27 protein-coding genes and 1 pseudogene are annotated in these 25,817 nt (G+C 64.3%); 21 read left to right on the forward strand and 7 right to left on the reverse strand.

Annotated elements, in window-relative coordinates:
- The first annotated feature begins 230 nt into the window (after positions 1 to 230).
- The gene (locus XW59_RS04400) at positions 231 to 2,006 is read left to right on the forward strand and encodes an acyl-CoA dehydrogenase (RefSeq protein WP_047143551.1); all 1,776 of its coding nucleotides are present in this window, start codon (positions 231 to 233) and stop codon (positions 2,004 to 2,006) included.
- Between the two features lie 12 nt (positions 2,007 to 2,018).
- Positions 2,019 to 2,771 (forward strand): crotonase/enoyl-CoA hydratase family protein, encoded by a 753-nt coding sequence (locus tag XW59_RS04405; RefSeq protein WP_047143552.1) that lies wholly within the window; start codon positions 2,019 to 2,021, stop codon positions 2,769 to 2,771.
- Positions 2,772 to 2,799: 28 nt separating this feature from the next.
- Here XW59_RS04405 and pdxH read toward each other — a convergent pair whose 3' ends face one another.
- Positions 2,800 to 3,408 carry a pyridoxamine 5'-phosphate oxidase gene (gene pdxH / locus XW59_RS04410; RefSeq protein ID WP_047143553.1) on the reverse strand — a complete coding sequence of 203 codons (609 nt, stop codon included), beginning with the start codon at positions 3,406 to 3,408 and terminating at the stop codon, positions 2,800 to 2,802.
- 240 nt (positions 3,409 to 3,648) lie between these two features.
- Here pdxH and XW59_RS04415 point away from each other — a divergent pair, with 240 nt between their 5' ends.
- The 5 genes from XW59_RS04415 to XW59_RS04435 all read left to right on the forward strand — a co-directional run bounded on the left by XW59_RS04415 (position 3,649) and on the right by XW59_RS04435 (position 7,283).
- Positions 3,649 to 4,167, forward strand: a complete 519-nt coding sequence (locus tag XW59_RS04415; RefSeq protein WP_246665996.1) for a hypothetical protein — start codon at positions 3,649 to 3,651, stop codon at positions 4,165 to 4,167.
- Between the two features lie 205 nt (positions 4,168 to 4,372).
- Complete coding sequence (locus XW59_RS04420) at positions 4,373 to 4,723, forward strand: RT0821/Lpp0805 family surface protein (RefSeq protein ID WP_246665997.1); 351 nt, start codon at positions 4,373 to 4,375, stop codon at positions 4,721 to 4,723.
- 85 nt (positions 4,724 to 4,808) lie between these two features.
- Positions 4,809 to 5,756, forward strand: coding sequence for a J domain-containing protein (locus XW59_RS04425; protein WP_047143555.1), 948 nt, complete (start codon positions 4,809 to 4,811; stop codon positions 5,754 to 5,756).
- Between the two features lie 91 nt (positions 5,757 to 5,847).
- On the forward strand, positions 5,848 to 6,666 hold the full coding sequence (gene fabI / locus XW59_RS04430) for an enoyl-ACP reductase FabI (RefSeq protein WP_047143556.1): 819 nt from the start codon (positions 5,848 to 5,850) through the stop codon (positions 6,664 to 6,666).
- A gap of 29 nt (positions 6,667 to 6,695) precedes the next feature.
- Entirely contained in the window at positions 6,696 to 7,283 is a 588-nt protein-coding gene (locus tag XW59_RS04435; RefSeq protein ID WP_047143557.1) for a histidine phosphatase family protein, read from the forward strand.
- A gap of 3 nt (positions 7,284 to 7,286) precedes the next feature.
- Here XW59_RS04435 and XW59_RS04440 read toward each other — a convergent pair whose 3' ends face one another.
- Positions 7,287 to 7,550, reverse strand: coding sequence for a DUF1344 domain-containing protein (locus XW59_RS04440; RefSeq protein WP_047143876.1), 264 nt, complete (start codon positions 7,548 to 7,550; stop codon positions 7,287 to 7,289).
- 176 nt (positions 7,551 to 7,726) lie between these two features.
- On the opposite strand from XW59_RS04440, the gene aroC reads away from it, so the two are divergent.
- On the forward strand, positions 7,727 to 8,830 hold the full coding sequence (aroC, locus tag XW59_RS04445; protein WP_047143558.1) for a chorismate synthase: 1,104 nt from the start codon (positions 7,727 to 7,729) through the stop codon (positions 8,828 to 8,830).
- 32 nt (positions 8,831 to 8,862) lie between these two features.
- Positions 8,863 to 9,963: a 3,4-dihydroxy-2-butanone-4-phosphate synthase gene (gene ribB, locus XW59_RS04450; RefSeq protein ID WP_047143559.1), complete on the forward strand. Its 1,101-nt coding sequence runs from the start codon at positions 8,863 to 8,865 to the stop codon at positions 9,961 to 9,963.
- Between the two features lie 46 nt (positions 9,964 to 10,009).
- Here the strand turns inward: ribB and XW59_RS04455 are convergent, their stop codons facing one another.
- Entirely contained in the window at positions 10,010 to 11,236 is a 1,227-nt protein-coding gene (locus tag XW59_RS04455; protein ID WP_137326980.1) for an MFS transporter, read from the reverse strand.
- A gap of 121 nt (positions 11,237 to 11,357) precedes the next feature.
- Here XW59_RS04455 and XW59_RS04460 point away from each other — a divergent pair, with 121 nt between their 5' ends.
- The 7 genes and pseudogenes from XW59_RS04460 (at position 11,358) to dxs (ending at position 16,427) form a co-directional block, all read left to right on the forward strand.
- Positions 11,358 to 11,993 (forward strand): TetR/AcrR family transcriptional regulator, encoded by a 636-nt coding sequence (locus XW59_RS04460; RefSeq protein ID WP_047143561.1) that lies wholly within the window; start codon positions 11,358 to 11,360, stop codon positions 11,991 to 11,993.
- A 109-nt stretch (positions 11,994 to 12,102) separates the two neighbouring features.
- A complete protein-coding gene (locus tag XW59_RS04465; protein ID WP_047143562.1) occupies positions 12,103 to 13,029 on the forward strand; it encodes a histone deacetylase family protein in 927 nt (308 codons plus the stop codon).
- A gap of 4 nt (positions 13,030 to 13,033) precedes the next feature.
- Entirely contained in the window at positions 13,034 to 13,288 is a 255-nt protein-coding gene (locus XW59_RS04470) for an exodeoxyribonuclease VII small subunit (protein WP_047143563.1), read from the forward strand.
- Positions 13,289 to 13,353: 65 nt separating this feature from the next.
- Positions 13,354 to 13,614, forward strand: coding sequence for a type II toxin-antitoxin system prevent-host-death family antitoxin (locus tag XW59_RS04475; RefSeq protein ID WP_047143564.1), 261 nt, complete (start codon positions 13,354 to 13,356; stop codon positions 13,612 to 13,614).
- A complete protein-coding gene (locus tag XW59_RS04480; RefSeq protein WP_047143565.1) occupies positions 13,611 to 14,003 on the forward strand; it encodes a type II toxin-antitoxin system VapC family toxin in 393 nt (130 codons plus the stop codon). Before XW59_RS04475 ends, XW59_RS04480 begins: the two co-directional genes overlap by 4 nt.
- Before the next feature lie 44 nt (positions 14,004 to 14,047).
- Positions 14,048 to 14,412: pseudogene (locus XW59_RS04485) on the forward strand (pirin-like C-terminal cupin domain-containing protein).
- Between the two features lie 101 nt (positions 14,413 to 14,513).
- A complete protein-coding gene (dxs, locus tag XW59_RS04490) occupies positions 14,514 to 16,427 on the forward strand; it encodes a 1-deoxy-D-xylulose-5-phosphate synthase (protein ID WP_047143567.1) in 1,914 nt (637 codons plus the stop codon).
- Positions 16,428 to 16,436: 9 nt separating this feature from the next.
- On the opposite strand, the gene XW59_RS04495 is transcribed toward dxs, so the two are convergent.
- Positions 16,437 to 16,841: a DUF1772 domain-containing protein gene (locus XW59_RS04495; RefSeq protein WP_246666014.1), complete on the reverse strand. Its 405-nt coding sequence runs from the start codon at positions 16,839 to 16,841 to the stop codon at positions 16,437 to 16,439.
- A 141-nt stretch (positions 16,842 to 16,982) separates the two neighbouring features.
- Between XW59_RS04495 and XW59_RS04500 the strand changes: the two genes are divergently transcribed.
- Together XW59_RS04500 and XW59_RS04505 are read left to right on the forward strand one after the other, a co-directional pair.
- Positions 16,983 to 17,747, forward strand: coding sequence for a TlyA family RNA methyltransferase (locus XW59_RS04500; RefSeq protein WP_047143569.1), 765 nt, complete (start codon positions 16,983 to 16,985; stop codon positions 17,745 to 17,747).
- The gene (locus XW59_RS04505; protein WP_047143570.1) at positions 17,744 to 18,985 is read left to right on the forward strand and encodes a class I SAM-dependent RNA methyltransferase; all 1,242 of its coding nucleotides are present in this window, start codon (positions 17,744 to 17,746) and stop codon (positions 18,983 to 18,985) included. The genes XW59_RS04500 and XW59_RS04505 overlap by 4 nt, the downstream gene beginning before the upstream one ends.
- A gap of 1 nt (position 18,986) precedes the next feature.
- Here the strand turns inward: XW59_RS04505 and XW59_RS04510 are convergent, their stop codons facing one another.
- The 3 genes from XW59_RS04510 to XW59_RS04520 form a co-directional block, all read right to left on the reverse strand.
- Positions 18,987 to 19,703: an NAD-dependent deacylase gene (locus XW59_RS04510; RefSeq protein ID WP_047143877.1), complete on the reverse strand. Its 717-nt coding sequence runs from the start codon at positions 19,701 to 19,703 to the stop codon at positions 18,987 to 18,989.
- A gap of 5 nt (positions 19,704 to 19,708) precedes the next feature.
- Positions 19,709 to 21,121 carry a metalloprotease TldD gene (gene tldD / locus XW59_RS04515; protein WP_047143571.1) on the reverse strand — a complete coding sequence of 471 codons (1,413 nt, stop codon included), beginning with the start codon at positions 21,119 to 21,121 and terminating at the stop codon, positions 19,709 to 19,711.
- Positions 21,122 to 21,368: 247 nt separating this feature from the next.
- Entirely contained in the window at positions 21,369 to 21,890 is a 522-nt protein-coding gene (locus XW59_RS04520; RefSeq protein WP_082137398.1) for an invasion associated locus B family protein, read from the reverse strand.
- A gap of 361 nt (positions 21,891 to 22,251) precedes the next feature.
- Between XW59_RS04520 and coxB the strand changes: the two genes are divergently transcribed.
- From coxB to XW59_RS04535, 3 genes are all read left to right on the forward strand, one after another.
- A complete protein-coding gene (coxB, locus tag XW59_RS04525; protein ID WP_137326981.1) occupies positions 22,252 to 23,115 on the forward strand; it encodes a cytochrome c oxidase subunit II in 864 nt (287 codons plus the stop codon).
- A gap of 37 nt (positions 23,116 to 23,152) precedes the next feature.
- Positions 23,153 to 24,802 carry a cytochrome c oxidase subunit I gene (gene ctaD, locus XW59_RS04530; protein ID WP_047143572.1) on the forward strand — a complete coding sequence of 550 codons (1,650 nt, stop codon included), beginning with the start codon at positions 23,153 to 23,155 and terminating at the stop codon, positions 24,800 to 24,802.
- Between the two features lie 76 nt (positions 24,803 to 24,878).
- Positions 24,879 to 25,817 (forward strand): heme o synthase, encoded by a 939-nt coding sequence (locus XW59_RS04535; protein ID WP_047143573.1) that lies wholly within the window; start codon positions 24,879 to 24,881, stop codon positions 25,815 to 25,817.

Below are 25,817 nucleotides of genomic sequence, written 5' to 3' on the forward strand. Positions count from 1 at the left end.
TTCGAAGCCATCGGGCACGGGGCGCGCCGCATTCGATGCGGCGGTTTTCCGGACGCGAGAGCATTGCCTTTGTCCCCGCGCACTATGTAGCTTTCGAACGGCTGCATCGTGATGCGGCCAGGGTCGTTTGACGTTTACGTAAAAAGGAACTAGCAGGTTGAACGGCTGAATTAGGTGGATTCCCGCGCAGGAAAACCGTCCGGCGCGGCTTAGAGGGAGGTTCGAACTGCATGTATCGCGCGCCTGTCGGACAGATCGCACATACGTTGAAACACGTGGTGGGCCTGCGGAAGGAAATTGAGGCCGGCCGCTTCGGCGACCTCTCCGACGATCTGGTCGAGGCCATTCTTTCCGAGGCCGGGCGCTTTTCCAGCGAAGAGGTCGCGCCGCTCCACAGGATCGGCGACGAGGAGGGCGCTGTCCTGAAGGACGCGGCCGTCACCATGCCGAAGGGCTGGAAGGAACTCTATGCGCGATGGATCGAGGGCGGCTGGAACGGCCTGACCGGGCCCGCCGAATTCGGCGGCCAGGGCCTGCCGATGATGCTCGGCGTCGCGACCCTCGAAATGTGGAACTCGGCCTCGATGGCCTTCGGTATCGGGCCGACGCTGACCATGGGCGCGGTCGAGGCGCTGGACAAGCACGCCTCCGACGAACTGAAGGCGATCTATCTCGAAAAGCTCGTCTCCGGCGAATGGATGGGCACGATGAACCTGACGGAGCCGCAGGCGGGTTCCGATCTCGCTGCGCTGCGCGCGCGCGCCGAACGCGCGGAAGACGGCAGCTACCGCATCTTCGGTCAGAAGATCTTCATCACCTATGGCGAGCACGACTTCACCGACAACATCGTGCATCTCGTCCTCGCCCGGCTGCCCGACGCGCCGGCCGGCACGCGCGGCATATCGCTGTTCCTGGTGCCGAAATTCCTGCCGGACGCCGACGGATCGCCCGGTGCGCGCAACGATGTCTTCTGCGCGTCGATCGAGCACAAGCTCGGCATCCATGCTTCTCCCACCTGCACCATGATCTACGGCGACGGCTTCGCGAAGGAACGCGAGCCGGGCGCCGTCGGCTGGCTGATCGGCGAGGAGAACAAGGGCCTCGCCTGCATGTTCACCATGATGAACAATGCCCGCCTCGCGGTTGGCATCCAGGGCGTGGCGGTGGCCGAGGCCGCCTACCAGAAGGCGCTCGCCTATGCCAACGAGCGCCGTCAGGGCAAGGCGCCCGACTTTGAAGGCGAGGGCATGGCGCCGATCATCCACCATGCCGACGTCCGGCGGAATCTCCTGACGATGAAGGCGCTGACCCAGGCGGCCCGCGCGATCGCCTATTCATGCGCGCACGCCCTCGACATGGCACATGCGGGCGAGGGGGAAGATAAGCGCCATTGGCAGGAGCGCGCCAATCTGCTGACGCCCGTCGCGAAGGCCTTCTCCACCGATGTCGGCGTGGGGGTGGCGTCGCTTGGCGTCCAGGTACACGGCGGCATGGGCTATATCGAGGAGACGGGCGCCGCGTCCTACTATCGCGACGCGCGCATCGCGCCGATCTACGAGGGCACCAACGGCATCCAGGCGATCGACCTTGTCACCCGCAAGCTGCCGCAGTCCGGTGGCGCGCATGTGGACGGCTATATCGACGAATTGCGCGAGACGGTGGAAGCGGTGCGTGCCTCCAATCGCGAGGGGCTCGGGCTGACGGCGGAAAAATGCGCCGAGGCTTTGGACGAGCTTGCCGAGGCGACCGCCTTCCTCAAGGCGTCGCTCGCCGAGGGTCGCATGGAGGAGGCGCTGGCCGGCGCGACGCCCTATCTGCGGCTTTTCGCGCTCGCCGCCGGCGGTGTTTACCTGGCGAAGGGCGCGATTGTGGATGAGACCGCGGCCAACGCAGCGCTTTGCCGGTTCTTCGCCGAGAACCTGCTGGACGAGGCCGCCGCCCTCCGCAAGCGCGTCGTCGGCGGATCGCAAAGCCTTGCAGCGGCCGAAGCCGCGCTCGCATCCTGAAGGGGGACGACGATGAACGAGCATATTCTGGTTGAAAAGCGCGGCGCCGTTACGATCGTCAGGATGAACCGTCCCGACAAGAAGAACGCGATCACCCGCGCCATGTATGCGGCGATGGCAAAGGCGCTGGCTGAGAGCGATGCAGATGCGGACGTGCGGGTGCGCGTTCTTTTCGGCGTCCCCGGCGCCTTCTCCTCCGGCAACGATCTCGCCGACTTCATGGCCATCGCCACGGGCGGGGAAGGCGGAACGGAGGTCTACGATTTCCTGCTGGCGCTCGCGAGCGCCGGGAAGCCGATCGTCTCCGGCGTCGACGGCATCGCGGTCGGGATCGGAACGACGATCAACCTGCATTGCGACCTGACGCTGGCGACCCCGCGCACGGAGTTCCGTACGCCCTTCGTCGATCTCGGCCTCGTGCCCGAGGCGGGCTCGAGCCTGCTTGCGCCGGCGGTGCTCGGCCGGCAGAACGCCTTCGCGCTGCTTGGGCTGGGCGAGGGGTTTTCGGCCGAGCGAGCCAAGGCCGCCGGCCTGATCTACGACGTCGTCGCGGAGGAGGAACTAGAGGCGGCGACGCTTGCCGCCGCCGATGCGATCGCACGCAAGCCGCCCGAGGCCCTCAGGATCGCGCGCGACCTCATGCTCGGTTCCCGCGAGGCTCTCGTGGCAAGGATCAAGGAGGAAGGCGCGCAGTTCCGCGCGCGCCTGAAATCCGACGAGGCGCGCGAGGCTTTCATGGCCTTCATGAACCGCAAGAAAGGTTAGACGCGCTCCTCCGAGAGGGCGGATCGCCTCAAGGATAAAGCCGCGCCTTCTCCCAACCGTCGCCGGCCTTGGTGAAGATCACCCGGTCATGCAGGCGGAACGGCCGGTCGTGCCAGAACTCGATCGATTGCGGCTTGATCCTGAAGCCCGACCAGTGGGCCGGGCGCGGTATCTCGCCGACCGCATGTTTCGCGGTGTATTGCGCGACCGCCTTTTCCAGCGCGAAGCGGCTTTCGAGCGGGCGCGACTGGGCCGACGCCCATGCCCCGATGCGGCTGCCGCGCGGGCGCGACGCGTAATACGCGTCGGCTTCGGCGTCGGAGACGACCTCGACAGGGCCGCGCACGCGCACCTGGCGGCGCAGCGACTTCCAGTGGAAGCACATCGCCGCCTTCATCGAAGAAAGGATTTCGCCTCCCTTCGTGCTCTCGAAATTCGTGTAGAAGACGAAGCCGTTCTCGTCGAATCCCTTCAGCAGCACCATGCGCACATTGGGCAGGCCGTCGGCGTCGACGGTCGCGAGCGCGACGGCGTTGGGATCGTTCGGCTCGGAGGAGGTCGCATCTTCCAGCCATCGAGCGAAGAGCGCGTAGGGCTCGGAACTCTCGGTGAAGTCGCCTTCTGCTTCGGTGCTCATATCGCGAGATCGGTCCTTTTAAGCGAGCTTCCGAATCGATGCGTCAAGTTTCGTAAACGAGGCCCCTAGCCTCCGACGCATGCTCGGGCCATGTGTTAGCCTCTCCCGTGCCTGCGCTGCAAGGTGCATTTGAGCGCTGTTCTCTTGGAAAATCGCATCGGAACAACTCTGGCGAGCAATGGCGTTTTAAGCTATGCCGGCATTTTCGATATGCTGGAGTTTTCGGGGATGCATATTGTCTTGGCTATTCTTGGCCTGCTGGGCGTCGGCGCGATCTGGTGGTACCGGCTTAAATTCATGAAGGAGGCCGCGGGCGAGGTCGCCGATGCCGTCGGCCGGGTCCAGGGAAATCTGCGGCGAAACAAGCTTCGCAAGAAGGCGGCGCTGGCTCCGGTCACCGCGATAGACGATCCCGTCACCGCGGCCGCGACCGTCGTCATGGCGATAGCGGCCGAGGACGTCGTGGTTTCCGACGCCTTGGAAAAGCGGGTTCGGAACAAGATCAGCGCGATCGCGGCGAGCGAGAAGGCATTGGACGAAGCGATCGCCTACGCGAAATGGGCATCCAACCAGGTAGCGGACGTGCCCACGGTCATCGACAAGACGGCCTTGCTGTTGAAGTCGCGCCTGGACGAAGGCGAGAAGGAACAGCTTCTCGCAATGGTGTTGTCCGTGACGCCTCCCGATGAGCGCCACGCCCTGTTCAGGCGGCGCGTCGAACAATTGCAGCGCAAGCTCGGCCTGGAAGTCATGGGATAGGCCGAGGCTGCCGGGGAACCGTCTGTTAACTCTGCCTCGGCGATAAGGAACGCTCGTATGCGCGCGGTTGGACGGCGGACGTCGATGGCTGCGCGGAGCGCAAGTTTTTCGCTGAATGGGGCGTTCTGGAAGTTTGACGATCGGTCCGGGGATATTGCTGTGTCTTGGCGCCGTCGCGATCCTTTCCGCGTGCGGGTCCAGGGGTGTGACCCTTGAGGATATCGCCGTCGACCGCAGCATCGTGACGGGCTCGGTGTCGCCCAAGCCGGTGGTGTTGCCCGATCCGGTGCGCGTTTCGGACGAGACGACCATCCGCAATGCCGTCACCTCCGCCAACATAGAAGCGATCGCCGGCGGCGCGCTGAGCTGGGCCAATGTCGAGACGGGCTCGCAGGGATCCATCGGGCAGATCATCGAAATGCGCGACCAGGGCATGTTGTGCCGGCAGTTCGTGGCCTCGCGCGAGAGCTTCGACGGGGTTAGTCTCTACGCGGGCCGCGCCTGTCTCGGACCGACGAAGATATGGTCCATGAACTCGTTCGATCGGGTCGAATAGCGGTTTCACTGGAATTTGTTCCTAGGCGAACGCATATTATCCGCGACAACCCATTTCATTTTCCCCGTTCGGGCAGAAAGGTACCATGCGCGATCCCTATGAAGTTTTGGGCGTTGCGAAGAACGCCTCTGCTAAAGACGTGAAGTCGGCGTTCCGCCGCCTGGCCAAGAAATACCACCCGGACCAGAACCCGGACGATCCCAAGGCCAAGGACCGCTTCGCGGAGGTGAACCAGGCCTACGAGATCGTCGGCGACGAGGCGAAGCGCACGCAATTCGACCAGGGCGAGATCGACGCGAGCGGCAAGCCGCGCTTCACCGGCTTCGAGGGCGGTGCCGGCGGCGATCCGTTCGCGGGTTTTCGAAGCACGCAGAGCGGGCCTGGCGGCACGCATTTCGAGTTCCGGTCTTCCGGGCCGCGCGGCGGCGAGACGTTCGGCGATGCCGGCGACATCTTCAGTGAAATCTTCGGCCACGCCTTTTCGCAGCAGCACCCGGGTGCCGGGGCCTCCCATGCCCGGCGGCAGGCGCCGCAAGCCGGAGCGGATGTGAACATCGCGCTCGATGTCAGCATCGAGGAGGCGGCGAACGCCACGAAGGTCACGGCAGTCTTCCCCGACGGCCGCAGGATGGGCGTGAAATTGCCGACCTATGTGGAGGACGGCCAGACGATCCGCCTGAAGGGGCAGGGCGCTCCTGCGCCGTTCGGCAATCCCGGCGATGCGTTGGTGAAGATCCGCTTCAAGCGCGATTCGCGCTATCGCGTCGACGGCCGGGACTTGCATGTCGATGTGCCGGTGCCGCTGGCGGACGCGGTGCTCGGCGCGAAAGTGGCGGTCGACACGCCGACCGGAAGGGTTGCCGTGACCGTTCCCGCCTGGTCGAGCTCCGACCGCAAGCTGCGCATCAAGGGCAAGGGCCTGCCGCTGAAGGCGGGCGGCCACGGCGATCTCTACGCCCATGTCGGCATCATGCTGCCGGAAGGCGGTAATGACGAGCTGGAAGCGCTGATGCGTAAGCTGAAAGACGGTTGACGCCCGCTAGAAGCGACTTCTCCGCGCTTGAAGCTCCAGGGTTGCTGTGCGATAGGCACAGCAACCACATGATTTTGCGGAGAAACGTCCAATGGCAGCAGGAAACGGCCTTATGGCAGGCAAGCGCGGCCTCGTCCTCGGGATCGCGAACAATCGCTCGATCGCTTGGGGCATTGCCAAAGCCTGTGTCGATCAGGGTGCGGAACTGGCGCTGACCTATCAGGGCGAAGCGTTCAAGAAGCGCGTCGAGCCGCTGGCCGCCGAACTCGGCGCCCACATTGCCGGCGATTGCGACGTGACCGACCTCGCGAGCGTCGATGCCGTCTTCGAAGGCATCCGGAAGAAGTGGGGCAAGCTCGACTTCCTCGTCCACGCCATCGCCTTCTCCGACAAGGACGAGCTCACCGGCCGCTATGTCGAGACCACGCGCGACAATTTCCAGCGCACCATGGACATCTCCGTCTATTCGTTCACGGCGGTTGCCCAGCGTGCCGAGGCGCTGATGACGGATGGCGGCTCGATGCTGACGCTCACCTATTACGGCGCCGAGAAAGTCATGCCCCACTACAATGTGATGGGTGTGGCCAAGGCCGCACTGGAGGCAAGCGTCCGCTACCTCGCCGTCGATCTCGGTTCGAAGAACATCCGGGTCAACGCTATCTCCGCCGGGCCGATCAAGACGCTGGCGGCGTCCGGCATCGGCGATTTCCGCTACATCCTCAAGTGGAACGAATACAACGCGCCGATGAAGAAGACGGTGAGCATCGAGGAGGTCGGCGATTCCGCCCTTTATCTGCTTTCCGATCTTTCGCGCGGCGTTACCGGCGAGGTGCATCACGTCGATGCCGGTTACCATGTGGTCGGCATGAAGGCGGTCGACGCGCCCGACATTTCGGTGGTGAAGGACTGACGGCCGCCGCGCGCCTGAAAACGGGGATCATGGACTTCATCTGCTATTTCGTGCGCCACGGCCAGACCGACTGGAACGCAGAATACCGGCTGCAAGGGCAGGCCGACACGGACATCAATGCGGTCGGCCGCGCGCAGGCCGACGGCAACGGACGGCGGTTGGCCGGCCTGATCGGAACGCCCGAAAATTTCCGCTTCGTTGCGAGCCCATTGCGCCGCACGCGCGAGACGATGGAACGCATCCGCGGGGCGATGGGCCTGCCGCCGGAAGGCTATGAGACCGACGATCGCCTGATCGAGGTCCATTTCGGCGATTGGCAGGGCCACACTTTCGACGAGCTGGAGCTTGTCGATCCAGGCTGCACCGCCCGCCGCGACGCCGACAAATGGCACTTCCTGCCGCCGGGAGAGCATGCGGAGAGCTACGAGATGCTGGCCGCGCGCGTGCGTTCCTTCGTCGAGGAGATCGCGGGGCCGACCGTCTGCGTCACCCATGGCGGCGTCATACGCTCGATATTCAGGCTGACAGGGTCACTGGGTCCAGAGGAATGCTCGGCGCTCACCATTCCCCAGGACAGAATCCTGAGGATGAGCGACGGCCGGCTGGAATGGATCTGAGCGTTACTCGATTTCCATGTCCGTGACGAGCTTCTCGCCGTCGACCGTGTCGTAGGCCAGAAGCACTTCCATGCCTTCCTGCAACGCCTCCACGTCGAATTCGCCGGGAAGCTTGTAGGAATTGCCGTTGTCCAGCGTAATCGTGAGCTCCTGGCGGTCGATCGAGACGATCTTGCCTTCGTCATCGGCCGCCAGTGCTACGCCGGAAAACAACGAAAGGCTTGAGGCGATCAAAAACGCCGCTAGCAATCCGGAAACGATGCGCATCATGATGCCTTTCCATTGACGTCCGCTTCGGGGACGCATTCCTGCTCCCATGGAGAACAGCGATTGTGTCAAAAGTTCAACCCTTCTCGCGGATCGTTTGACCCCTGTTGAAAACGCCAATAGAAGCGGGCGGGAAAACACGAAGCGAGCGGCCTGCGGCCGCTTAGGAACACGGCATGTCGCACAATACATTCGGCCATCTCTTTCGCGTGACCACCTGGGGCGAGAGCCACGGTCCGGCGCTTGGCTGCGTCGTGGATGGTTGCCCGCCCGGCATCCGCTTCACCCAGGCGGAAATTCAGCACCAGCTCGACCGCCGCAAGCCCGGCCAGTCGCGTTTCGTCACCCAACGCCGCGAGCCGGACGAGGTGCGCATTCTCTCCGGTGTGCTGATGGACGAGGATGGCGAGACCCTGGTGACGACCGGAACGCCGATCTCGATGATGATCGAGAACGTCGATCCACGCTCGAAGGACTATGGCGAGATCGCCAGGCAGTTCCGGCCCGGCCACGCGGACTACACCTATGACGTGAAATACGGCATCCGCGACTATCGCGGCGGCGGCCGCGCCTCCGCGCGCGAGACCGCGGCGCGCGTGGCGGCCGGCGCGATCGCCCGCAAGGTGGTGCCGGGACTGGTCGTTCGCGGCGCGCTCGTCGCGATGGGCGACAAGGAGATCGACCGCGCCAATTGGGATTGGGATTTCATCGAGGATGCGGAGAATCCCTTCTTCACGCCCGACAGGCAGGCCGTGCCCCGCTTCGCCGACTATCTCGACGAAATCCGCAAGGCCGGCTCGTCCATCGGTGCGCTGATCGAGGTGGTGGCGGAAGGCGTGCCTCCCGGCCTCGGCGCGCCCGTCTACGCCAAGCTCGACCAGGACATCGCGTCGAGCCTGATGTCGATCAATGCGGTGAAAGGGGTCGAGATCGGCGACGGTTTCGAAACCGTGCGGATGACCGGCGAGGAGAACGCCGACGAAATGCGCATGGGCAACGACGGCAAGCCGATCTTCCTGTCCAATCACGCCGGCGGCATCCTGGGCGGCATCTCGACCGGGCAACCGGTGGTCGCCCGCTTCGCAGTGAAGCCGACCTCGTCGATTCTCACGCCGCGCCTTTCCATCGATAAGGACGGCAGGCAGGTCGACGTCCGCACCAAGGGCAGGCACGATCCATGCGTCGGCATCCGCGCCGTTCCGATCGGCGAGGCGATGCTTGCCTGCACCATAGCCGACCACTATCTGCGGCATCGCGGCCAGACCGGCCGGGGCGTATAATCGAGACGGCACGGTTCGGGACGATCGCACGAATGGCATATGACCAGAAGAAGATAGTCGAGGCGCTGCGGGCCTTTGAAAAAGGCGAGATCGTCGTGGTGATGGACGATGACGGGCGCGAGAACGAGGGCGACCTGATCGTCGCCGCCGTCCATTGCACGCCCGACAAGATGGCCTTCATCGTGCGCCACACTTCCGGCATCGTCTGCGCGCCGATGCCGCGTGAGGAGGCCAAGCGGCTCAATCTTGCTCCGATGGTGGCCGAAAACGATGCGCCGCATTCGACCGCCTTCACCGTCAGCGTGGATTTCAAGCACGGCACGACCACCGGCATCTCCGCCGAGGACCGCACGCTCACCGTGCGCAATCTGGCGAACGGCAATGTCGGTGCGTCCGATTTCGTTCGCCCCGGCCACATCTTTCCGCTCGTCGCGCGCGAGGGCGGCGTGTTGATGCGCTCCGGTCATACGGAAGCGGCGGTCGATCTCTGCAAGCTGGCGGGCCTTCCTCCCGTCGGCGTCATCTGCGAATTGGTCAATGACGACGGTACGGTCATGCGTGGCCCGCAGGTTTCCGCGTTTGCCGAAAAGCATGGGCTGAAGCAGGTCTCCGTCGCCGATCTCATCGCCTATCGCCAGCGGCAGGAAACGCTGGTGGAGCGCATCGCCTGCTTTGACGTGGAGACGCCGGTCGGCAAGGCGCGCGCCTACGCCTACCGTCTTCCCTGGGAGGTGATGCAGCACCTGGCGATCGTTTTCGGGGATATTCGCGACGGCCATGAAATACCGGTCAGGCTGCACACCGAGGACGTCGTCGAGGACGTGTTCGGCCGAAGCACACGGCTGAACGACATCATGAAGACGATGGCGGACGAGAAGCGAGGCGTCATCGTCTATCTGCGCGCGGGCTCCGTGGGCGTTGCCCATCAGCAGCGGCAGCGTCCTGGACAGGACGACCGCGAGGCGCATGAGGAAGCCTTGCGGCGCGAAAGCGAATGGCGTGAAATCGGTCTCGGCGCGCAGATCCTTCGCGATCTCGGCATCGGATCCATCAAGCTGCTGGCCTCGCGCGAGCGCCACTATATCGGCCTCGAGGGCTTCGGGATCGAAATCAGCGCCACGGAAATCCTGTAGGCGAAGCAGGTTCAGGCGGGCCGCCTGAACCTGCCGCATGTGCCGATCACTCCGCGGGCAGCGCCACGGCTTGCGAGGCATGTCCATGCCGGGCGCCGGCGAGGCTCTTCTGGCCGATCGCCACGGTCAGGACGGTCGCGGCGCCGGCCGCCACGGACACCCAGAAACCGTTCTGCGCACCGAAATTGTCGACGACCCAGCCGGTGACGAAGGCGCCGAGGGCCATGCCGATGCCGATGCCGGTCATCACCCAGGTCACCCCTTCCGTGAGCATGGATTCCGGCACACACCGCTCGATCAGGCCGAAAGCGGTGATGAAGGTCGGCGAGACAGCGATGCCGCTGACGAAGACTGCAAACGCGAGGAGCGTTACCGAGGTGCCGGCCACGAGCAGGGGCAGCGCCGTGAGGGCAAGCACGCTCACGGCGATCAACAATTGTCGCTGCAACGGCATGCGCGGGTTGAGAGCGCCGAGGATCAGGCCGACGACGAACGAGCCCACCGCGTAGACGCCGATGACGACGCTCGCGGCGCCCGGCTGGCCGAGCTCCTTCGTGATCGCCACGGCGCTTACCTCCGCCGTCGCGAAGATGGACCCCACGAAAATGAGGGCGATTGTGATGATCTGCACCGAGCGCAGCCGGATCGCGGACACCTGCGGGGCGTCCTCGTGAGCCCCTCGGATTTTGGGCTCGGTCGATCGCTGCAGGATGAAGGCAATTGTTCCGACGGCAAGGAACGTGGTGCTGGTCAGCATGCCTGCTTCCGGGAAGAGGGCGACCGCCAGTCCGACGGAGATCGAGGCTCCGGAGATATAGACCAGTTCGTCCGCCGCCGATTCGAACGCGAAGGCAGTATTCAATTCGGGACGATTGCGAAAGATTTCGGTCCAGCGGGCGCGCACCATCGCCGGCATGCTCGGCATCGTGGCGGCGAAGAAGGCGGAGGCAAACAGCGTCCAGGCTGGCCAGTCCTGGTTGGTCGCGGTTATGAGCACCAAGAATGCGGCGACCGAGACGATCGTTGCGGGGATCACCACGGGTGTCTGCCCGACGCGGTCTACGAGGCGCGAGATTTGCGGGGCGATGAAGGCGTTCGTGAAGGCGAACGTCGCCGACACCGCGCCCGCCAGCCAATATTCGCCATGGGTTTGCGACAGCATGGCGACGATGCCGATCGGCGCCATCGCTATCGGCAGGCGCGCGACGAAGCCGGCGGCGGCGAAACCCTTGGCCCCCTTGGCCCTGAAGATTTCCGCATAGGGATTGGACATTGAAGAAACTCCTCGATTTTTCGTCCGCGGGTGACTACATACGGAGCGTATGAGTTTCAAATAATTACATACGTGTCGTATGTCAATTGGCATACGACACGTATGTCGATTGAGGCAGACAATGGCGCACAGACCTCGCACGGAGATGATCGCTGAAACGCGGACAAAGCTGATCGCCGCTGGCCGGAGGGCCTTCGGCACGGTCGGCTATGCCGATGCTTCCATGGACGACTTCACGGCCGAGGCCGGCTTGACGCGCGGCGCGCTCTACCATCATTTCGGTGGCAAGAAGGGGCTTCTGGAAGCCGTGGTGGCCGAGCTCGACCGCGAGATGTCGGAGCGGACACTGGCCCTGGCCAGCAAGGCTTCGGACCCGTGGGAGGCCTTCCTGATCGAATGCACCTGCTATCTCGATCTCGCCCTCGATCCGGAAATCCAGCGCATCGTTCACCGCGATGGTCCCGCCGTCCTAGGCGACCCGTCGCTCTGGGCGAGCCAGGACGGCTGCATCGCGTCGATGACGAAGAGCCTGCGCGGCCTCAAGGAAGAGGGTTATGTCCGCGACGATGTCGACCCGGAGGCCGCGGCCAGGCTGATCAGCGGTGCGTCGCTTCATGCCGCGCAATGGATCGCCAATTCGGACGATGCACAGAAAACCTCCGCGGAAGCGGTGAAGGCGTACAAGGCCCTGCTGGAAGGGCTTCTGGAGGAACGGCACGGGAAGATCGCCGGCGGACGCGCGGCCGCGTCGCACTGACCACGCCCGCGTCCGGCTGTCGTTTTTGCCGCGCAGAAGCCTGTTGAACACGGCATTGCCGCAAGCCATGGGCCGTGGCCAAATCGGACGAACGGTCCTATATCGGGGTATGACCACCCGGCTCTACACGCATCCGATCTATCTTGAGCATCTGACACCGGCGGGCCATCCGGAGCGGCCGGACAGGCTGCGGGCGATAGAACGTGTGCTGTCGGACGAACGATTCGATCGGCTGGACCGGAAGCAGTCGCCGGAAGGCGACGCGGCGACGATCCTCTACGCGCATCCGGAAGACTATGTGGAGCGCATCAGGACGGTGATTCCCGAGGAGGGACTGGGGCGGATCGATTCCGATACCACCGTCAGCCCGAAGAGCTGGCTTGCCGCGCTGACGGCCATCGGCGCCGCCAATGCCGCTGTCGACGACGTCTTTTCCGGCGCGGCGGACAACGTCTTCGTCGCCTCGCGCCCGCCCGGCCACCACGCCGAGAAGGTGACGGCGATGGGCTTCTGCCTGTTCAACAATGCCGCGATCGCCGCGCGCCACGCCCAGAAGGCGCACGGCGCCGAACGCGTCGCCATCGTCGACTGGGATGTGCATCACGGCAACGGCACGCAGGACATATTCTGGGACGACCCGTCGGTGCTCTACTGTTCGACCCACCAGATGCCGCTCTTTCCCGGCACCGGCGCGAAGAACGAGACCGGCGCGGGCAACATCGTCAACGCACCGCTCGCCGCCCAGACGGGCGGCGACGTGTTCCGCGACGCCTTCCTGTCGCGCGTGCTGCCGGCCATCGACGATTTCCGGCCGGACCTGATCATCATTTCGGCGGGCTTCGACGCCCATCATCGCGACCCGCTCGCCGAAATCAATCTGAACGAGGACGATTTCGACTGGGCGACGGGCGAGCTCATGTCGCGGGCCGAACGCTGGTCGGGCAACAGGCTGGTGAGCCTGCTCGAAGGCGGCTACGACCTGCAGGGGCTCGCATTCTCCGTCGCTGCCCATGTCGATCGTCTCATGAAGGGGTGAACCCATGGCGGAACAACAGGCCAACGAAGACATCAAGGCGATGACGTTCGAGCAGGCGCTGGAGGCGCTCGAGCGCATCGTCGACGATCTGGAGCGCGGCGACGTGCCGCTCGACCAGTCGATCCGCATCTACGAGCGCGGCGAGGCCCTGAAGGCCCATTGCGACCGCCTGCTCAAGGCCGCCGAGGACAAGGTGGAGAAGATCCGCCTTTCGCGCGACGGCAAGCCGGCGGGCGTCGAGCCGCTCGATCCGGACTGAGCCGCCGCTTGAACCTTGTCGCCGGAGCGATTACCTTAGCTAGAATTGGCTAAGGAGCGTTTGCTATGACCACGGTGAACATGCTTGAGGCGAAGACGTCGCTGTCACGTCTCGTCGAGGCCGTCGAAAGCGGCGCCGAGGAAGAGATCATCATTGCGCGCAACGGCAAGCCGGCGGCGAAGCTTGTGCCGCTCGACGTGGGCGCGAAGAAGAAGCGCCGGCTGGGTCTCGCCCGCGACAAGTATCCTCCCCTCGATTTCGAGGCGTTTCAGGCCATGGATGCGGAGATCGAGGCGCTCTTCCTTGGCGAGACCGAAAAGAAGTGAGGCTGCTACTAGACACGCATGTCGCGATCTGGGCGGTCAACAGGCCAGAGCGCATTCCAGCCGCGATACGCCATTCGATCGAAGACCCTAGCGCCGAAGTCCGGGTGTCGGCTGTCGCTGTGTGGGAGATTGCGATCAAGCATCAGCTCCGCCGGCCCGATGCGCCACCCCTCTCGGGACACCAGGCCATCATTGAGTTCGAGAGCGCAGGCTTTTCCCTTCTCGACGTCAACGCCACCCATGCGGCTTTCGTCGAGCGCCTGCCGCTGGTTCATGCCGACCCGTTCGACCGGGTGATGCTGGCACAGGCCATAATCGAGAATCTCCAGTTCGTGACATTCGATCGCCGTCTCTCGCGCTATGATGCTGCCATTCTGACCTGGCCCTAGGGTGCCGGCAGACCGGCGCGGCCTTGGTGTGAAAGGAAACGCGAATGAGTTTCTTTCCCGGCAACGATCCTCTGCCCGGCGACGCCTTCGCCTGCGATGCCATCGAGCTGATGGTGATTCCCAATGCGCGCGACATCGACGGTTTTCAGGTGCGCCGCGTGTTGCCAACCGCCCGGCGCAGGCTGGTGGTGACCGTTTCCCGAGCGACCGGCTGCTTGTCTTCAAGCCGGGCGACGAGATCGTGATGCTGTTCGGGGGAGATTCGCTCGGCTCGAAGCGCTATATCTGGTGGAATTTCGTGTCGTCCTCCAAGGAACGGATCGAGCAGGCCAAGGAGGAATGGCGCACCGGCCGCTTCGATATCGTGCCCGGCGACGAAGAGGAATTCGTACCCTTGCCGGAGGCGTAAGTGCCGACTTGCGGTTCAGGCTGTGCCAAAGCCCCGCATTTACATTCTGTGCCCAACGTCCTATTTCCCGGAAACGCTCAAGGAAAGAAGATTGAGAGCCCGTGAAATCGCCCCCCGAAACACCGCTGCTGGACAAGGTCCGCATTCCGGCCGATCTGCGCGGCCTGCCTGAGAGCGATCTGCCCCAGCTCGCCGCCGAGTTGCGCAACGAACTGATCGATGCCGTTTCGCAGACGGGCGGTCATCTCGGCGCCGGGCTGGGCGTTGTCGAACTGACGGTCGCGCTGCACTATGTGTTCGACACGCCGGGCGACCGCGTCATCTGGGACGTCGGCCATCAGGCCTATCCGCACAAGATCCTCACCGGTCGGCGCGACCGCATCCGCACGCTCCGTCAGGAGGGTGGGCTTTCGGGTTTCACCAAGCGCGCCGAGAGCGAATATGATCCGTTCGGCGCAGCGCATTCCTCCACCTCGATTTCAGCCGGCCTCGGCATGGCGGTCGCGCGCGACCTCAAGGGCGGCAGGAACAATGTCATCGCCGTGATCGGCGACGGGGCGATGTCGGCCGGAATGGCCTACGAAGCGATGAACAATGCCGGCGCGCTCGACGCGCGCCTGATCGTCATCCTCAACGACAACGACATGTCGATCGCGCCGCCCGCCGGCGCGATGAGCGCCTATCTCGCCAGGCTCGCCTCGGGCAGCACCTATCAGGGCATCCGCGACATCGGCAAGAAGCTCACCTCCTATCTCGGCAAGCGCGCCGACCGCGCGATCACGCGGGCCGTGGAGCATGCGCGCGGCTACGTCACCGGCGGCACGCTGTTCGAGGAGATGGGCTTTTTCCATATCGGTCCGATCGACGGGCACAATCTGGAGCACCTCGTTCCGGTGCTGAAGAATGTCCGCGACAATGGCGAAGGTCCGGTCCTGATCCACGTCGTCACCCAGAAAGGCAAGGGCTACGCCCCCGCCGAGGCCGCGGCCGACAAATATCACGGCGTCAACAAGTTCGACGTCATCTCCGGCGCGCAGGCGAAGGCACCGGCGAACGCACCGAGCTACACGAAGGTCTTCGCCGAGAGCCTGATCCAGGAGGCGAGGGAGGACGAGCGCATCGTCGCCGTCACAGCGGCGATGCCGAGCGGCACCGGCCTCGACCTTTTTGGCGAGGCGTTTCCCTCCCGCATCTTCGACGTGGGCATTGCCGAGCAGCACGCGGTGACTTTCGCCGCCGGGCTTGCGACCGAGGGCATGCGGCCATTCGCGGCCATCTACTCGACCTTCCTGCAGCGCGCCTACGACCAGGTCGTTCACGACGTTGCCATCCAGAAGCTGCCGGTTCGCTTCCCGATCGATCGCGCGGGCTTCGTCGGCGCGGACGGTCCGACCCATTGCGGGGCGTTCGACGTCACTTACCTGGCTTCGCTCCCGGGCTTCGTCGTCATGGCCGCCGCCGACGAGGCGGAACTGCGCCACATGGTGCGCACGGCCGTCGAATATGACGAGGGTCCGATTGCCTTCCGCTATCCGCGTGGTAACGGCGTCGGCGTCGAGATGCCGGCGCGCGGCTCGTCATTGGAGATCGGCAAGGGTCGCATCATCAAGGAAGGTACCAAGGTCGCGTTGCTTTCACTCGGCACGCGCCTGCAGGATTGCCTGCTCGCGGCGGAAGAACTCGACGCCGCCGGTCTTTCGACGACGGTTGCCGATGCCCGCTTCGCCAAGCCGCTCGACACGGATCTCGTTCGCCGGCTTGCCCGCGAGCACGAGGTGCTGATCACGGTCGAGGAAGCCTCGATCGGCGGCTTCGCCAGTCACGTCCTTCATTTCCTGGCCCATGCGGGCCTGCTCGATACGGGGCTGAAGGTGCGGCCGCTCATCCTGCCCGACGAGTTCACCGACCATGCAAAGCCGGAGAAGATGTATGCCGATGCCGGCCTCGACCATGCCGGCATCGTCCGGGCGGTCTTCCAGACGCTCGGCCGCGCGGTGAGCGCCGTTTCCGCCTGACCGAACGGATCAGCCGAGCGACGCAACGAGGAAGATGGCGGTCGCCGCGCAACCGAGCACGGTGCGGTTGGCATGCAGCCGCGCCCATGTTTCAAGGCCTTCGCGCGTTTCGGCACCGGCATTTTCCGGATCGGTCTCCATCAGCCTGCGATTGAGCGGCATCATCACGATCAGCGTGTAAGGCCAGTTGGCGATCAGCACGAGCGCTCCGGCGAGCCAGAGCCAATGGTCCGTTTGCCACCACGCGACGGCGCCGAGGAGGGCGCCGATCACGGCCAGAGAAGCCTGCATGACGAAGCCTCGCTTGTAGGCGGCTTTCCATTGGACGAGCAACGGCTGTTCTTGCAACTGCAGTCGCGCGGGCTGTTCGGCGATGTTGATGTAGAAGGCGGCACCGGCAAACAGTGCTGCCATGACGAGGGCGAGCTGACCGGCGAGCACGGTAGCCTCCATTGTGGGGGACGAGCCTGCCAGCGAACCTACATGATCGCGGCGCCAGCGTCGATATCGGCCGGCGGGGCTTGCCTTGGCGATGGCCTTGCCGCAGAGAGGGGCATGAACGCCGAGACCCATCGAAACGAAAAGCTGCGGCTTGACGAGGCATTGGTGGCACGGGGACTTGCGCCCAGCCGCTCGCGTGCGCGCGACGCGATCCTGCGCGGGACCGTTTCCGTCGATTCCAGGATCGTCGCCAAGCCCGGCTACGCGGTTGCCGCCGATGCGCCGATCGCCATAGCCGATCCCGCCGGCGCCTATGTGTCACGCGCGGCCCTCAAACTCGTCCACGCGCTCGACGCCTTCGGGCTCGATCCGAAGGGTGCGAACGCGCTCGATATCGGCGCCTCGACCGGCGGCTTCACCCAGGTGCTTCTGGAGCGCGGCGCAGGGCGCGTGACCGCCATCGATGTCGGTCACGGCCAGTTCGATGGCGCTCTCGCGGCCGATCCGCGCGTGACCTCGCTCGAAAAGCTCAACGCCCGCGATCTGACGGCCGTTCATCTCGACGGCATCGTCCCGGATTTCCTCGTCTCCGACGTTTCCTTCATCTCGATGAAGCTCGCACTGCCGCCGGCGCTCGATCTGGCGGCTCCCGGGGCGCGTGGCGTCTTTCTCGTCAAGCCGCAATTCGAGGCCGGCCGCGAGGCGATCGGCAAGGGCGGTATCCTGCGCGATCCCGGTGAAGCGGAGCGGATCGCCTCGTCGCTGCGCGACTGGCTCGACACCTTTCCCGGCTGGCGTGCGACGGGGCTCGTCCCGTCCCCCATCGAGGGCGGTGACGGCAATCGCGAATATCTCCTCGCCGGAGTAAAGGACCGATGAGCGGCGCGCTTGAGATTTCACGCCTCGGGGCCCAGGGCGACGGTATCGCCGATACGCCGAAGGGACAGGTTTTCGTGCCGTTCACGTTGCCGGGCGAGAAGGTGACGGCTTCCGTCCACAAGGATCGCGCCGACCTGATCGCCGTGCTGGAGGCTTCGCCGGAGCGTGTCGAGCCGCCCTGCCGGCATTTCGGTATTTGCGGCGGCTGCGCCCTGCAGCACATGGAAGATGGCGCCTATCGCGCATGGAAACGCTCCAAGGTGATGCAGACGCTCGCTTCAAAGCATATTGAAGCCGACGTCGGTGAACTCGTCCCATGCGCGCCGGAGACCCGGCGTCGAGTGGTATTCACCGCGCGCCGCACCGAGAGGGCGATGCTGCTCGGCTACAATCAGGCTTTTTCGCACAACATCGTCGCGATCGAGGAATGCCCGATCACGCTGCCGGCGATCGTCGACCGGCTCGACGATTTGCGGGAAGTGGCCGCGGCCATCTGCACGACGGCGAAACCATTCAGGATGACCGTCACGCACACGGCTTCCGGGCTGGACATCGCCGCCGAGGAAAGCGGCCGGCTGGAGGACGCCGAAAGAAGGCGGGCCGTCGATCTTGCGATTGCCCGAGGGCTTGCGCGGCTCAGCATCGACGGCGAGATCATCGTCGAGCCGAAGAAGCCCGTCGTCATGATGGGCGATGTGGCCGTTTCCCCTCCGCCTGGCGGGTTTCTGCAGGCGGTAGAAGCGGCCGAGGCTGCGATGGCGGAGATAGCCGCCGCGCACGTCGCCAAGTCGAAGAAGGTGGTGGATTTGTTCTCGGGCTCCGGTGCGTTCGCGCTTCGCCTGGCCCGACGCTCGGAAGTCCATGCCGTGGAAGGCGATGCGGCGGCGCTTGCCAGCCTGGAGCGCGGCTTCCGTTTCGGGGAAGGGCTGAAGCGGGTGACCACGGAACGACGCGATCTCTTCCGTCGGCCGCTGACCTTCAAGGAGCTGAACCTCTATGACGGGCTGGTCTTCGACCCGCCGCGCGCCGGCGCGGAAGAGCAGTCGAAGCAGATCGCGCGATCCGATATCCCCAAAGTCGCGGCCGTCTCGTGCAATCCGGTGACGCTTGCCCGCGACCTTCGGATCCTCATCGACGGCGGCTATCAGCTCAAGAGCGTGACGCCGCTCGACCAATTCCTCTGGTCGCCGCATGTCGAGGCGGTGGCGTTGCTGGAAAAACCCAGGAAGCGCAGATAGCTCACGCCTGCGCGAGCAGGCGCTCGACGAAGGCCGGTACGATCTCGGTCGCGCGGCCGTGGATCGCCTGGTGGAAAACGTCGACGCCTTCGGAAGGCTCGAGATTGAGCTCGATCGTGCGAGCGTCGGCGTGGCGGGCTTCCACCACGAAATCGGCCGCTGGATAGACGTTTCCAGAGGTGCCGATCGAGATGAAGGTGCCGGCCGCGCCGAGCGCGCGGTAGATGCGGTCCATATGGTAGGGCATCTCGCCGAACCAGACGACGTCCGGCCGCATGAACCCGGTCGCCTCGCAGGACGGGCATTGCGAATTGATCGACATGTCGTCGGGCCAGCGCCGCCGCGCGCCGCAGGCCTGGCAGAGCGCCCCGCCAAGCTCGCCATGCATGTGGATGAGCTTTTTCGAGCCGGCCGATTCGTGCAGGTCGTCGATATTCTGCGTGACCAGCAGGAACTCGCCCTTCCATTCCGCTTCCAGCCGTGCCAGCGCGTGATGCGCTGCATTGGGCCGGATGCCCTTCATCCGCCGTCGGCGGCGGTTGTAGAAATCATGCACCCTGGCCGGATTGCGCATGAAGCCCTCGGGCGTGGCGACGTCGCGGTAGTCGATCTTCGACCAGATCCCGTCCTTGTCGCGGAAGGTGTCGATGCCTGATTCGGCGGAAATTCCGGCCCCGGTGAGGATGACGAGGGAAGGGGAGGGCGACGATGACGTCAACGTCGTCACGTCCTCGTGCCACCCACCGTCATCTGGTTCATCCGCAGATGCGGCTGGCCGACGCCGACCGGCACGCCCTGGCCGGCCTTGCCGCACATGCCGATGCCGTTGTCCAGCTTCATATCGTTGCCGATCATGGTGACGCGATGCATGGCGTCCGGGCCGTTGCCGATCAGCATCGCGCCCTTGATCGGTTGCGTCACCTTGCCGTCCTCGATCATGTAAGCCTCGGTGCAGCCGAAGACGAACTTGCCGGAGGTGATGTCGACCTGCCCGCCGCCGAAGGAAACGGCATAGATGCCTTTCCTGACCGAGGCGATGATCTCTTCCGGCGTCTTGTCGCCGCCGGTCATATAGGTGTTGGTCATGCGCGGCATCGGCTGGTGCGCATAGCTCTCGCGGCGACCATTGCCGGTGGCCTTCATGCCCATCAGGCGAGCGTTCTGGCGGTCCTGCATGTAGCTGACCAGCTTGCCGTCGTCGATGAGGACGTTGCGGGCCGAAGGCGTGCCCTCATCGTCGATCGTCAGTGATCCGCGGCGTTCGGCGATGGTGCCGTCGTCGACGACGGTCACGCCCTTGGCCGCCACCTGGCTGCCCATAAGGCCGGCGAAGGCCGATGTCTTCTTGCGGTTGAAGTCGCCTTCGAGCCCGTGGCCCACCGCTTCATGCAGCATGACGCCCGGCCAGCCGCTCGAAAGCACGATGTCGAACGTGCCGGCAGGCGCGGGAACGGCCTCGAGGTTGACGAGCGCCTGGCGCAGCGCTTCCTCGGCGGCGAATTGCCATGAATCCTCCGCGAGGAATTCGCCGAAGGCCTTGCGCCCGCCCATGCCATGGGACCCTGTTTCCTGCCGGTCGCCGTCTCCGACGACCACGGCGACGTTGAAGCGTACCAGCGGGCGGATGTCGCGCGCGAGATGGCCGTCGGCGCGCAGAATTTCGACGTGCTGCCAGGAGGCGGCGAGCGATGCAGTCACCTGGCGCACGCGCGGGTCTCTGTCGCGCAGCCACGAATCGATTTCCTGAAGCAGGCGCGCCTTTTCCTCGAAGCCGGGCGCGGCGATCGGGTTCTCGTCGCCGTAGAGCTTGCGGTTGGTGCCGGCCGGCGCCGCCGCGAGTGTGCCGGAATAGCCGTTCTTGACCGTCGAGACCGCGTCTGCCGCCCGCAGCAGCGCGGCCTCCGACATCTCGCTCGAATGGGCGTAGCCGGTCGCCTCGCCGGCCACGGCACGCAGGCCGAAGCCTTGATCGGTGCTGAAATTGGCGGTCTTCAGGCGACCGTTGTCGAACAGCAGGGCCTCGCCCTCGCGATATTCGAGATAAAGCTCCCCATCGTCACTGCCGGCGATCGTGTGGGAAACGATCTCGCGGACCTTGTCTTCGGAAATGTCGAACTGTTCCAGCAATGCGGCCAACTTCGTGCTCCGGTCTTTCGTTGTCGGATCATATATAGTCGGGGGCTTGCCGAGTTGCACCCTTTGCGTCCCCTGAAGCGTTGATGGAACAAGCTGAAACGGAGGACGGCGGTGAGGAACGTCTACTGGATAGCCGTCGGCGCGCCTCGCCTGCGATGCCGTCTTCGGCATCAACTACGCCATCGCCGGCACAGGCATGGGAATTGCCGGCGGGATAGCGGCCTATCTGACGATGAAGTAGCTCGCCTTAGGGAAGCGCGGTAAAGCCCTCGTCGAAGCCGTCCAGCTCGACCGGAATGCCGATGCCTTCCTCGGGCGTCTGGAAGACGATGAAAGTTGCCGACTGCCCGTTTTTCAGCGTGTCGAGCAATGGCTGCTCGAGAATCACCTCGGCGTAGCAGCCGTCCTGGAAGCAGCGCACGAAATAGGCCCGTCCGATGTCCTTGCCGTCGACGTTGAGCCCGAGCCCGTTCGGCAAGAGCACGCCGAGAGGGGCGAGAACGCGCAGGATCTCGGCCTTGTTGTCGGCCGTCTTCAGCACCACCACGGAAAGGCCGACCTCCGGCCTGTCCTCGGCGACGACGTTCTGCATCATCGCGCATTGCTCGGACGTGGCGCCGGCGGGCGTGTCGCAGATGATGGACCAGGCGCCGTGGGTCGAGCGCACGTTTCCGGTCTGCTGCTGCTGGGCCGCCGCCGGCAGGCTGAACGAAAATGCGGCCGCGGCGAAGGCGATCCCAAGCAATGAGCGGAGCGGCATTGAATTCATCTCTGTTTCCTGCGAATCAGCGCAATCTAACTTGCGGGGACGCCCTTTCAAATACAACCGCCATTCTTTGCCCCGCGTCGTGGCGATCCACAACTGTCGTGGGCCAAGCGGATAAATGTGGGCGAAACATCCGCGCGGGATGCCCTAAGCCGACGCATTTGCTACAAGTTGAGCGAAATCAAGGCGTGGAGCGACGGGGAGCCGCCGCGCGCGCAAAAATGCCGCACATATTGATCCATGCGTTCCTTGCGGTTGATATGAGAGTATGGTTTGAACGCGCGATAAAGGCCGCGACTGCATCCGCGGCCGTTCGAATGCAGTTTATCGCCGAGACGTATCGATCCGGGAGATGAAGAGGGTGATGAAGAAGTTCCTAGCGGGCGTTGGCGCCTTATTGCCGGTTCTTGCCGCCTCGAGCGCCTTTGCGGCCCAGCCGCAGCCTTGGCAGATGGGATTCCAGCCGGCGGCGTCGGCGATCATGGAAGACATCCGGTGGTTCGAGCAGTACACGCTCGTTTTCATCGTGCCGATCACGCTGCTCGTGCTGGCGCTTCTGGCATGGTGCATCATCAGGTACCGCGCCAGCACGAACCCGGTTCCTTCGCGCACCAGCCACAACACGCTGATCGAGGTGATCTGGACCGTCGGACCGGTGGTCATCCTCCTGTTCCTGGCGGTGCCGTCCTTCCAGCTCCTGACCGCGCAGTACAATCCGCCGGAAGAGCCGACGATGACCATCAAGGCCTCCGCCGTGCAATGGAGCTGGGACTACGAATACCAGGACGAAGAGCCGCTGACCTTCTCCGCCTTCATGCTTCAGGAAGGCGACCGTGAGGCGGCTGGCAAGGAAGACCTGGCCCAGTATCCCCGTCTCCTGGCCGTCGACAACGAGGTCGTCGTTCCGGTCGACACGACCGTTCGCGTTCTGGTGACGTCCAACGACGTGATCCACGCCTTCGCCATGCCGGCCTTCGGCGTGAAGGTCGACGCGGTGCCGGGCCGTATCAACGAGACCTGGTTCAACGCCACGAAGGAAGGCGTCTATTATGGACAGTGCTCCGAGCTTTGCGGCAAGGATCATGCCTTCATGCCGATCGCGATTCGCGTCGTCAGCCAGGATCAGTACGACACGTGGCGCGCGGCGGCTCAGTCCGACCTCAACGGCGCGAACAGGGCGCTGATGGCGGCGGTCGACAACAAGAATGTAGCGGACGCCGGCAACTAAGCCTGCGTAAGAGAAGTAATAGGAACGGAGCGGGACAATGGCAGGCGCTGCAGCTCACGAACACGACGACCACAAGCCTTCTGGCTGGACGCGGTGGGTTTATTCGACCAACCACAAGGATATCGGCACGCTCTATCTGATCTTCGCGATCATGACGGGCCTGATCGGCTTCTTCCTGTCCGTCATGATGCGCTGGGAGCTCGCCGAGCCGGGCATCCAGATCTTCACCGGCCTTGCCCAGATGGTCTATGGCTACGAAGGCGATGCGGCCATCGACGGCGGCAAGCACATGTACAATGTGTTCACCACCGCTCACGCGCTCATCATGATCTTCTTCATGGTGATGCCGGCGCTGATCGGCGGGTTCGCCAACTGGATGGTGCCGATCATGATCGGTGCGCCGGACATGGCGTTCCCGCGCATGAACAACATCTCGTTCTGGCTGCTGCCGCCGGCGTTCCTCCTGCTGCTGATCTCGCTGTTCGTTCCCGGTCCCGCGGGCGCCTACGGGTCCGGCGGCGGCTGGACGATCTATCCGCCGTTCTCCACCTCCGGCCAGCCCGGACCGGCGATGGATCTGGTGATCCTGTCGCTGCACATCGCGGGCGCTTCCTCCATCCTCGGCGCGATCAACTTCATCACCACGATCTTCAACATGCGCGCGCCCGGCATGACGCTGCACAAGATGCCGCTCTTCGCCTGGTCCGTGCTGATCACCGCCTTCCTGCTGCTGCTCTCGCTGCCGGTTCTGGCGGGCGCCATCACCATGCTTCTGACCGACCGCAATTTCGGCACGACCTTCTTCACGCCGGAAGGCGGCGGTGATCCGATCCTGTTCCAGCACCTGTTCTGGTTCTTCGGTCATCCGGAAGTGTACATCCTGATCCTGCCGGGCTTCGGCATCGTCAGCCACATCGTGTCGACCTTCTCGCGCAAGCCCATCTTCGGCTATCTCGGCATGGCCTACGCGATGGTCGCGATCGGCGCGGTGGGCTTCGTGGTGTGGGCGCACCACATGTACACGACCGGCCTGTCGCTCGACACTCAGCGCTACTTCGTCTTCGCGACGATGGTCATCGCGGTGCCGACGGGCGTGAAGATCTTCTCGTGGATCGCGACGATGTGGGGTGGTTCGATCTCCTTCCGCACGCCGATGCTGTGGGCGATCGGTTTCATCTTCCTCTTCACCGTCGGCGGCGTGACGGGCGTCCAGCTCGCCAATGCCGGCCTCGACCGCGCGATGCACGACACCTACTATGTGGTGGCGCACTTCCACTACGTGCTGTCGCTCGGCGCGGTGTTCGCGATCTTCGCCGGCTGGTACTACTGGTTCCCGAAGATGTTCGGCTACATGTACAACTCGTTCATCGCGCGCCTGCACTTCTGGGTCACCTTCATCGGCGTCAACCTGATCTTCTTCCCGCAGCACTTCCTGGGTCTTGCCGGCATGCCGCGCCGCTACATCGACTATCCGGATGCGTTCGCGGGCTGGAACCTGGTTTCGTCCTACGGCTCCTACATCGCGGCCGTCGGCGTGCTGATCTTCCTCTACGGCGTCTTCGAAGCCTTCGCCAAGAAGCGCGAAGCCGGTGCCAATCCGTGGGGCGAGGGCGCGACGACGCTCGAGTGGCAGCTTTCCTCGCCGCCGCCCTACCACCAGTGGGAGCAACTGCCGAAGATCAAGTAAGGCAGGGCTGCAAGAATAATGAAACCGCCGGTTCGCCGGCGGTTTCGGCCAAACGGAAAGTATGGATTCCTTACGCATGGCCATCGTTGGAAAGAATGGATTGGAGCAGGACCTCCGTATTTCGGAGGCCGTCGCCGGCGACTACATCGAGCTTTTGAAGCCTCGGGTGATGTCGCTCGTCGTCTTCACGGCCTTCGTCGGGCTGGCGACCGCGCCGGCTGCGATCAATCCGTTCATTGCGCTGATCGCTATACTCGCGATAGCCGTCGGGGCAGGCGCCTCGGGCGCGCTCAACATGTGGTACGACGCCGATATCGACGCGGTCATGTCGCGCACGGTTTCGCGCCCGGTGCCGTCCGGCCGGATCCTTCCGGGCGAAGCGCTGATCTTCGGCCTGTTCCTTTCCTCCTTCTCGGTGATGACGCTCGGCCTCGTCACAAACTGGCTCGCCGCCGGCCTGCTCGCCTTCACGATCTTCTTCTACGTCGTCATCTATACGATGTGGCTGAAGCGCTGGACGCCGCAGAACATCGTGATTGGCGGAGCCGCGGGCGCGTTTCCACCGATGATCGGATGGGCCGCGGTCACCGGCACGATCAGCCTGGAGAGCGTGATCCTGTTCCTGATCATCTTCCTGTGGACGCCGCCGCATTTCTGGGCGCTGGCGCTGTTCAAATCGGGCGATTATGAGCGGGCGGGCGTCCCGATGATGCCGAACGTCGCGGGCGAGGAATCGACGAAGCGCCAGATCTTCGCCTATTCGCTCCTGGTCGCCGTCGTCGGTGTCCTGCCGGCGGTCTTCAGCGAGGCGAGCCTCGTCTACGCCGCGGTCGCCGTCGTGCTCGGCGCCGGCTTCGTCTGGTATTCGTGGAAGGTTCTGCGCATGCCCGAAGGCGATCGGTCGATGAAGCCGGCCAAGGCTTTGTTCGGCTATTCGCTGCTCTATCTTTCGGCTCTCTTCGCCGTTCTTTTGGCGGACAGCCTCGTGGGACGCTTTGGCGCATCGGCATGGTGA

It is taken from the genome of Aquamicrobium sp. LC103 (assembly GCF_001014615.2).
Lineage (GTDB): Bacteria > Pseudomonadota > Alphaproteobacteria > Rhizobiales > Rhizobiaceae > LBCQ02.

Excerpts from the sequence above, each read along its gene's own strand:
- XW59_RS04400 (WP_047143551.1), top strand. The coding sequence starts at position 231 with ATGTATCGCGCGCCTGTCGGACAGATCGCACATACGTTGAAACACGTG.
- XW59_RS04405 (WP_047143552.1), top strand. The coding sequence starts at position 2,019 with ATGAACGAGCATATTCTGGTTGAAAAGCGCGGCGCCGTTACGATCGTC.
- pdxH (WP_047143553.1), bottom strand. The coding sequence starts at position 3,408 with ATGAGCACCGAAGCAGAAGGCGACTTCACCGAGAGTTCCGAGCCCTAC.
- XW59_RS04425 (WP_047143555.1), top strand. The coding sequence starts at position 4,809 with ATGCGCGATCCCTATGAAGTTTTGGGCGTTGCGAAGAACGCCTCTGCT.
- fabI (WP_047143556.1), top strand. The coding sequence starts at position 5,848 with ATGGCAGCAGGAAACGGCCTTATGGCAGGCAAGCGCGGCCTCGTCCTC.
- XW59_RS04435 (WP_047143557.1), top strand. The coding sequence starts at position 6,696 with ATGGACTTCATCTGCTATTTCGTGCGCCACGGCCAGACCGACTGGAAC.
- XW59_RS04440 (WP_047143876.1), bottom strand. The coding sequence starts at position 7,550 with ATGCGCATCGTTTCCGGATTGCTAGCGGCGTTTTTGATCGCCTCAAGC.
- aroC (WP_047143558.1), top strand. The coding sequence starts at position 7,727 with ATGTCGCACAATACATTCGGCCATCTCTTTCGCGTGACCACCTGGGGC.
- ribB (WP_047143559.1), top strand. The coding sequence starts at position 8,863 with ATGGCATATGACCAGAAGAAGATAGTCGAGGCGCTGCGGGCCTTTGAA.
- XW59_RS04455 (WP_137326980.1), bottom strand. The coding sequence starts at position 11,236 with ATGTCCAATCCCTATGCGGAAATCTTCAGGGCCAAGGGGGCCAAGGGT.
- XW59_RS04460 (WP_047143561.1), top strand. The coding sequence starts at position 11,358 with ATGGCGCACAGACCTCGCACGGAGATGATCGCTGAAACGCGGACAAAG.
- XW59_RS04465 (WP_047143562.1), top strand. The coding sequence starts at position 12,103 with ATGACCACCCGGCTCTACACGCATCCGATCTATCTTGAGCATCTGACA.
- XW59_RS04470 (WP_047143563.1), top strand. The coding sequence starts at position 13,034 with ATGGCGGAACAACAGGCCAACGAAGACATCAAGGCGATGACGTTCGAG.
- XW59_RS04475 (WP_047143564.1), top strand. The coding sequence starts at position 13,354 with ATGACCACGGTGAACATGCTTGAGGCGAAGACGTCGCTGTCACGTCTC.
- XW59_RS04495 (WP_246666014.1), bottom strand. The coding sequence starts at position 16,841 with ATGGCAGCACTGTTTGCCGGTGCCGCCTTCTACATCAACATCGCCGAA.
- XW59_RS04500 (WP_047143569.1), top strand. The coding sequence starts at position 16,983 with ATGAACGCCGAGACCCATCGAAACGAAAAGCTGCGGCTTGACGAGGCA.
- XW59_RS04505 (WP_047143570.1), top strand. The coding sequence starts at position 17,744 with ATGAGCGGCGCGCTTGAGATTTCACGCCTCGGGGCCCAGGGCGACGGT.
- XW59_RS04520 (WP_082137398.1), bottom strand. The coding sequence starts at position 21,890 with ATGAATTCAATGCCGCTCCGCTCATTGCTTGGGATCGCCTTCGCCGCG.
- coxB (WP_137326981.1), top strand. The coding sequence starts at position 22,252 with ATGAAGAAGTTCCTAGCGGGCGTTGGCGCCTTATTGCCGGTTCTTGCC.
- ctaD (WP_047143572.1), top strand. The coding sequence starts at position 23,153 with ATGGCAGGCGCTGCAGCTCACGAACACGACGACCACAAGCCTTCTGGC.
- XW59_RS04535 (WP_047143573.1), top strand. The coding sequence starts at position 24,879 with ATGGCCATCGTTGGAAAGAATGGATTGGAGCAGGACCTCCGTATTTCG.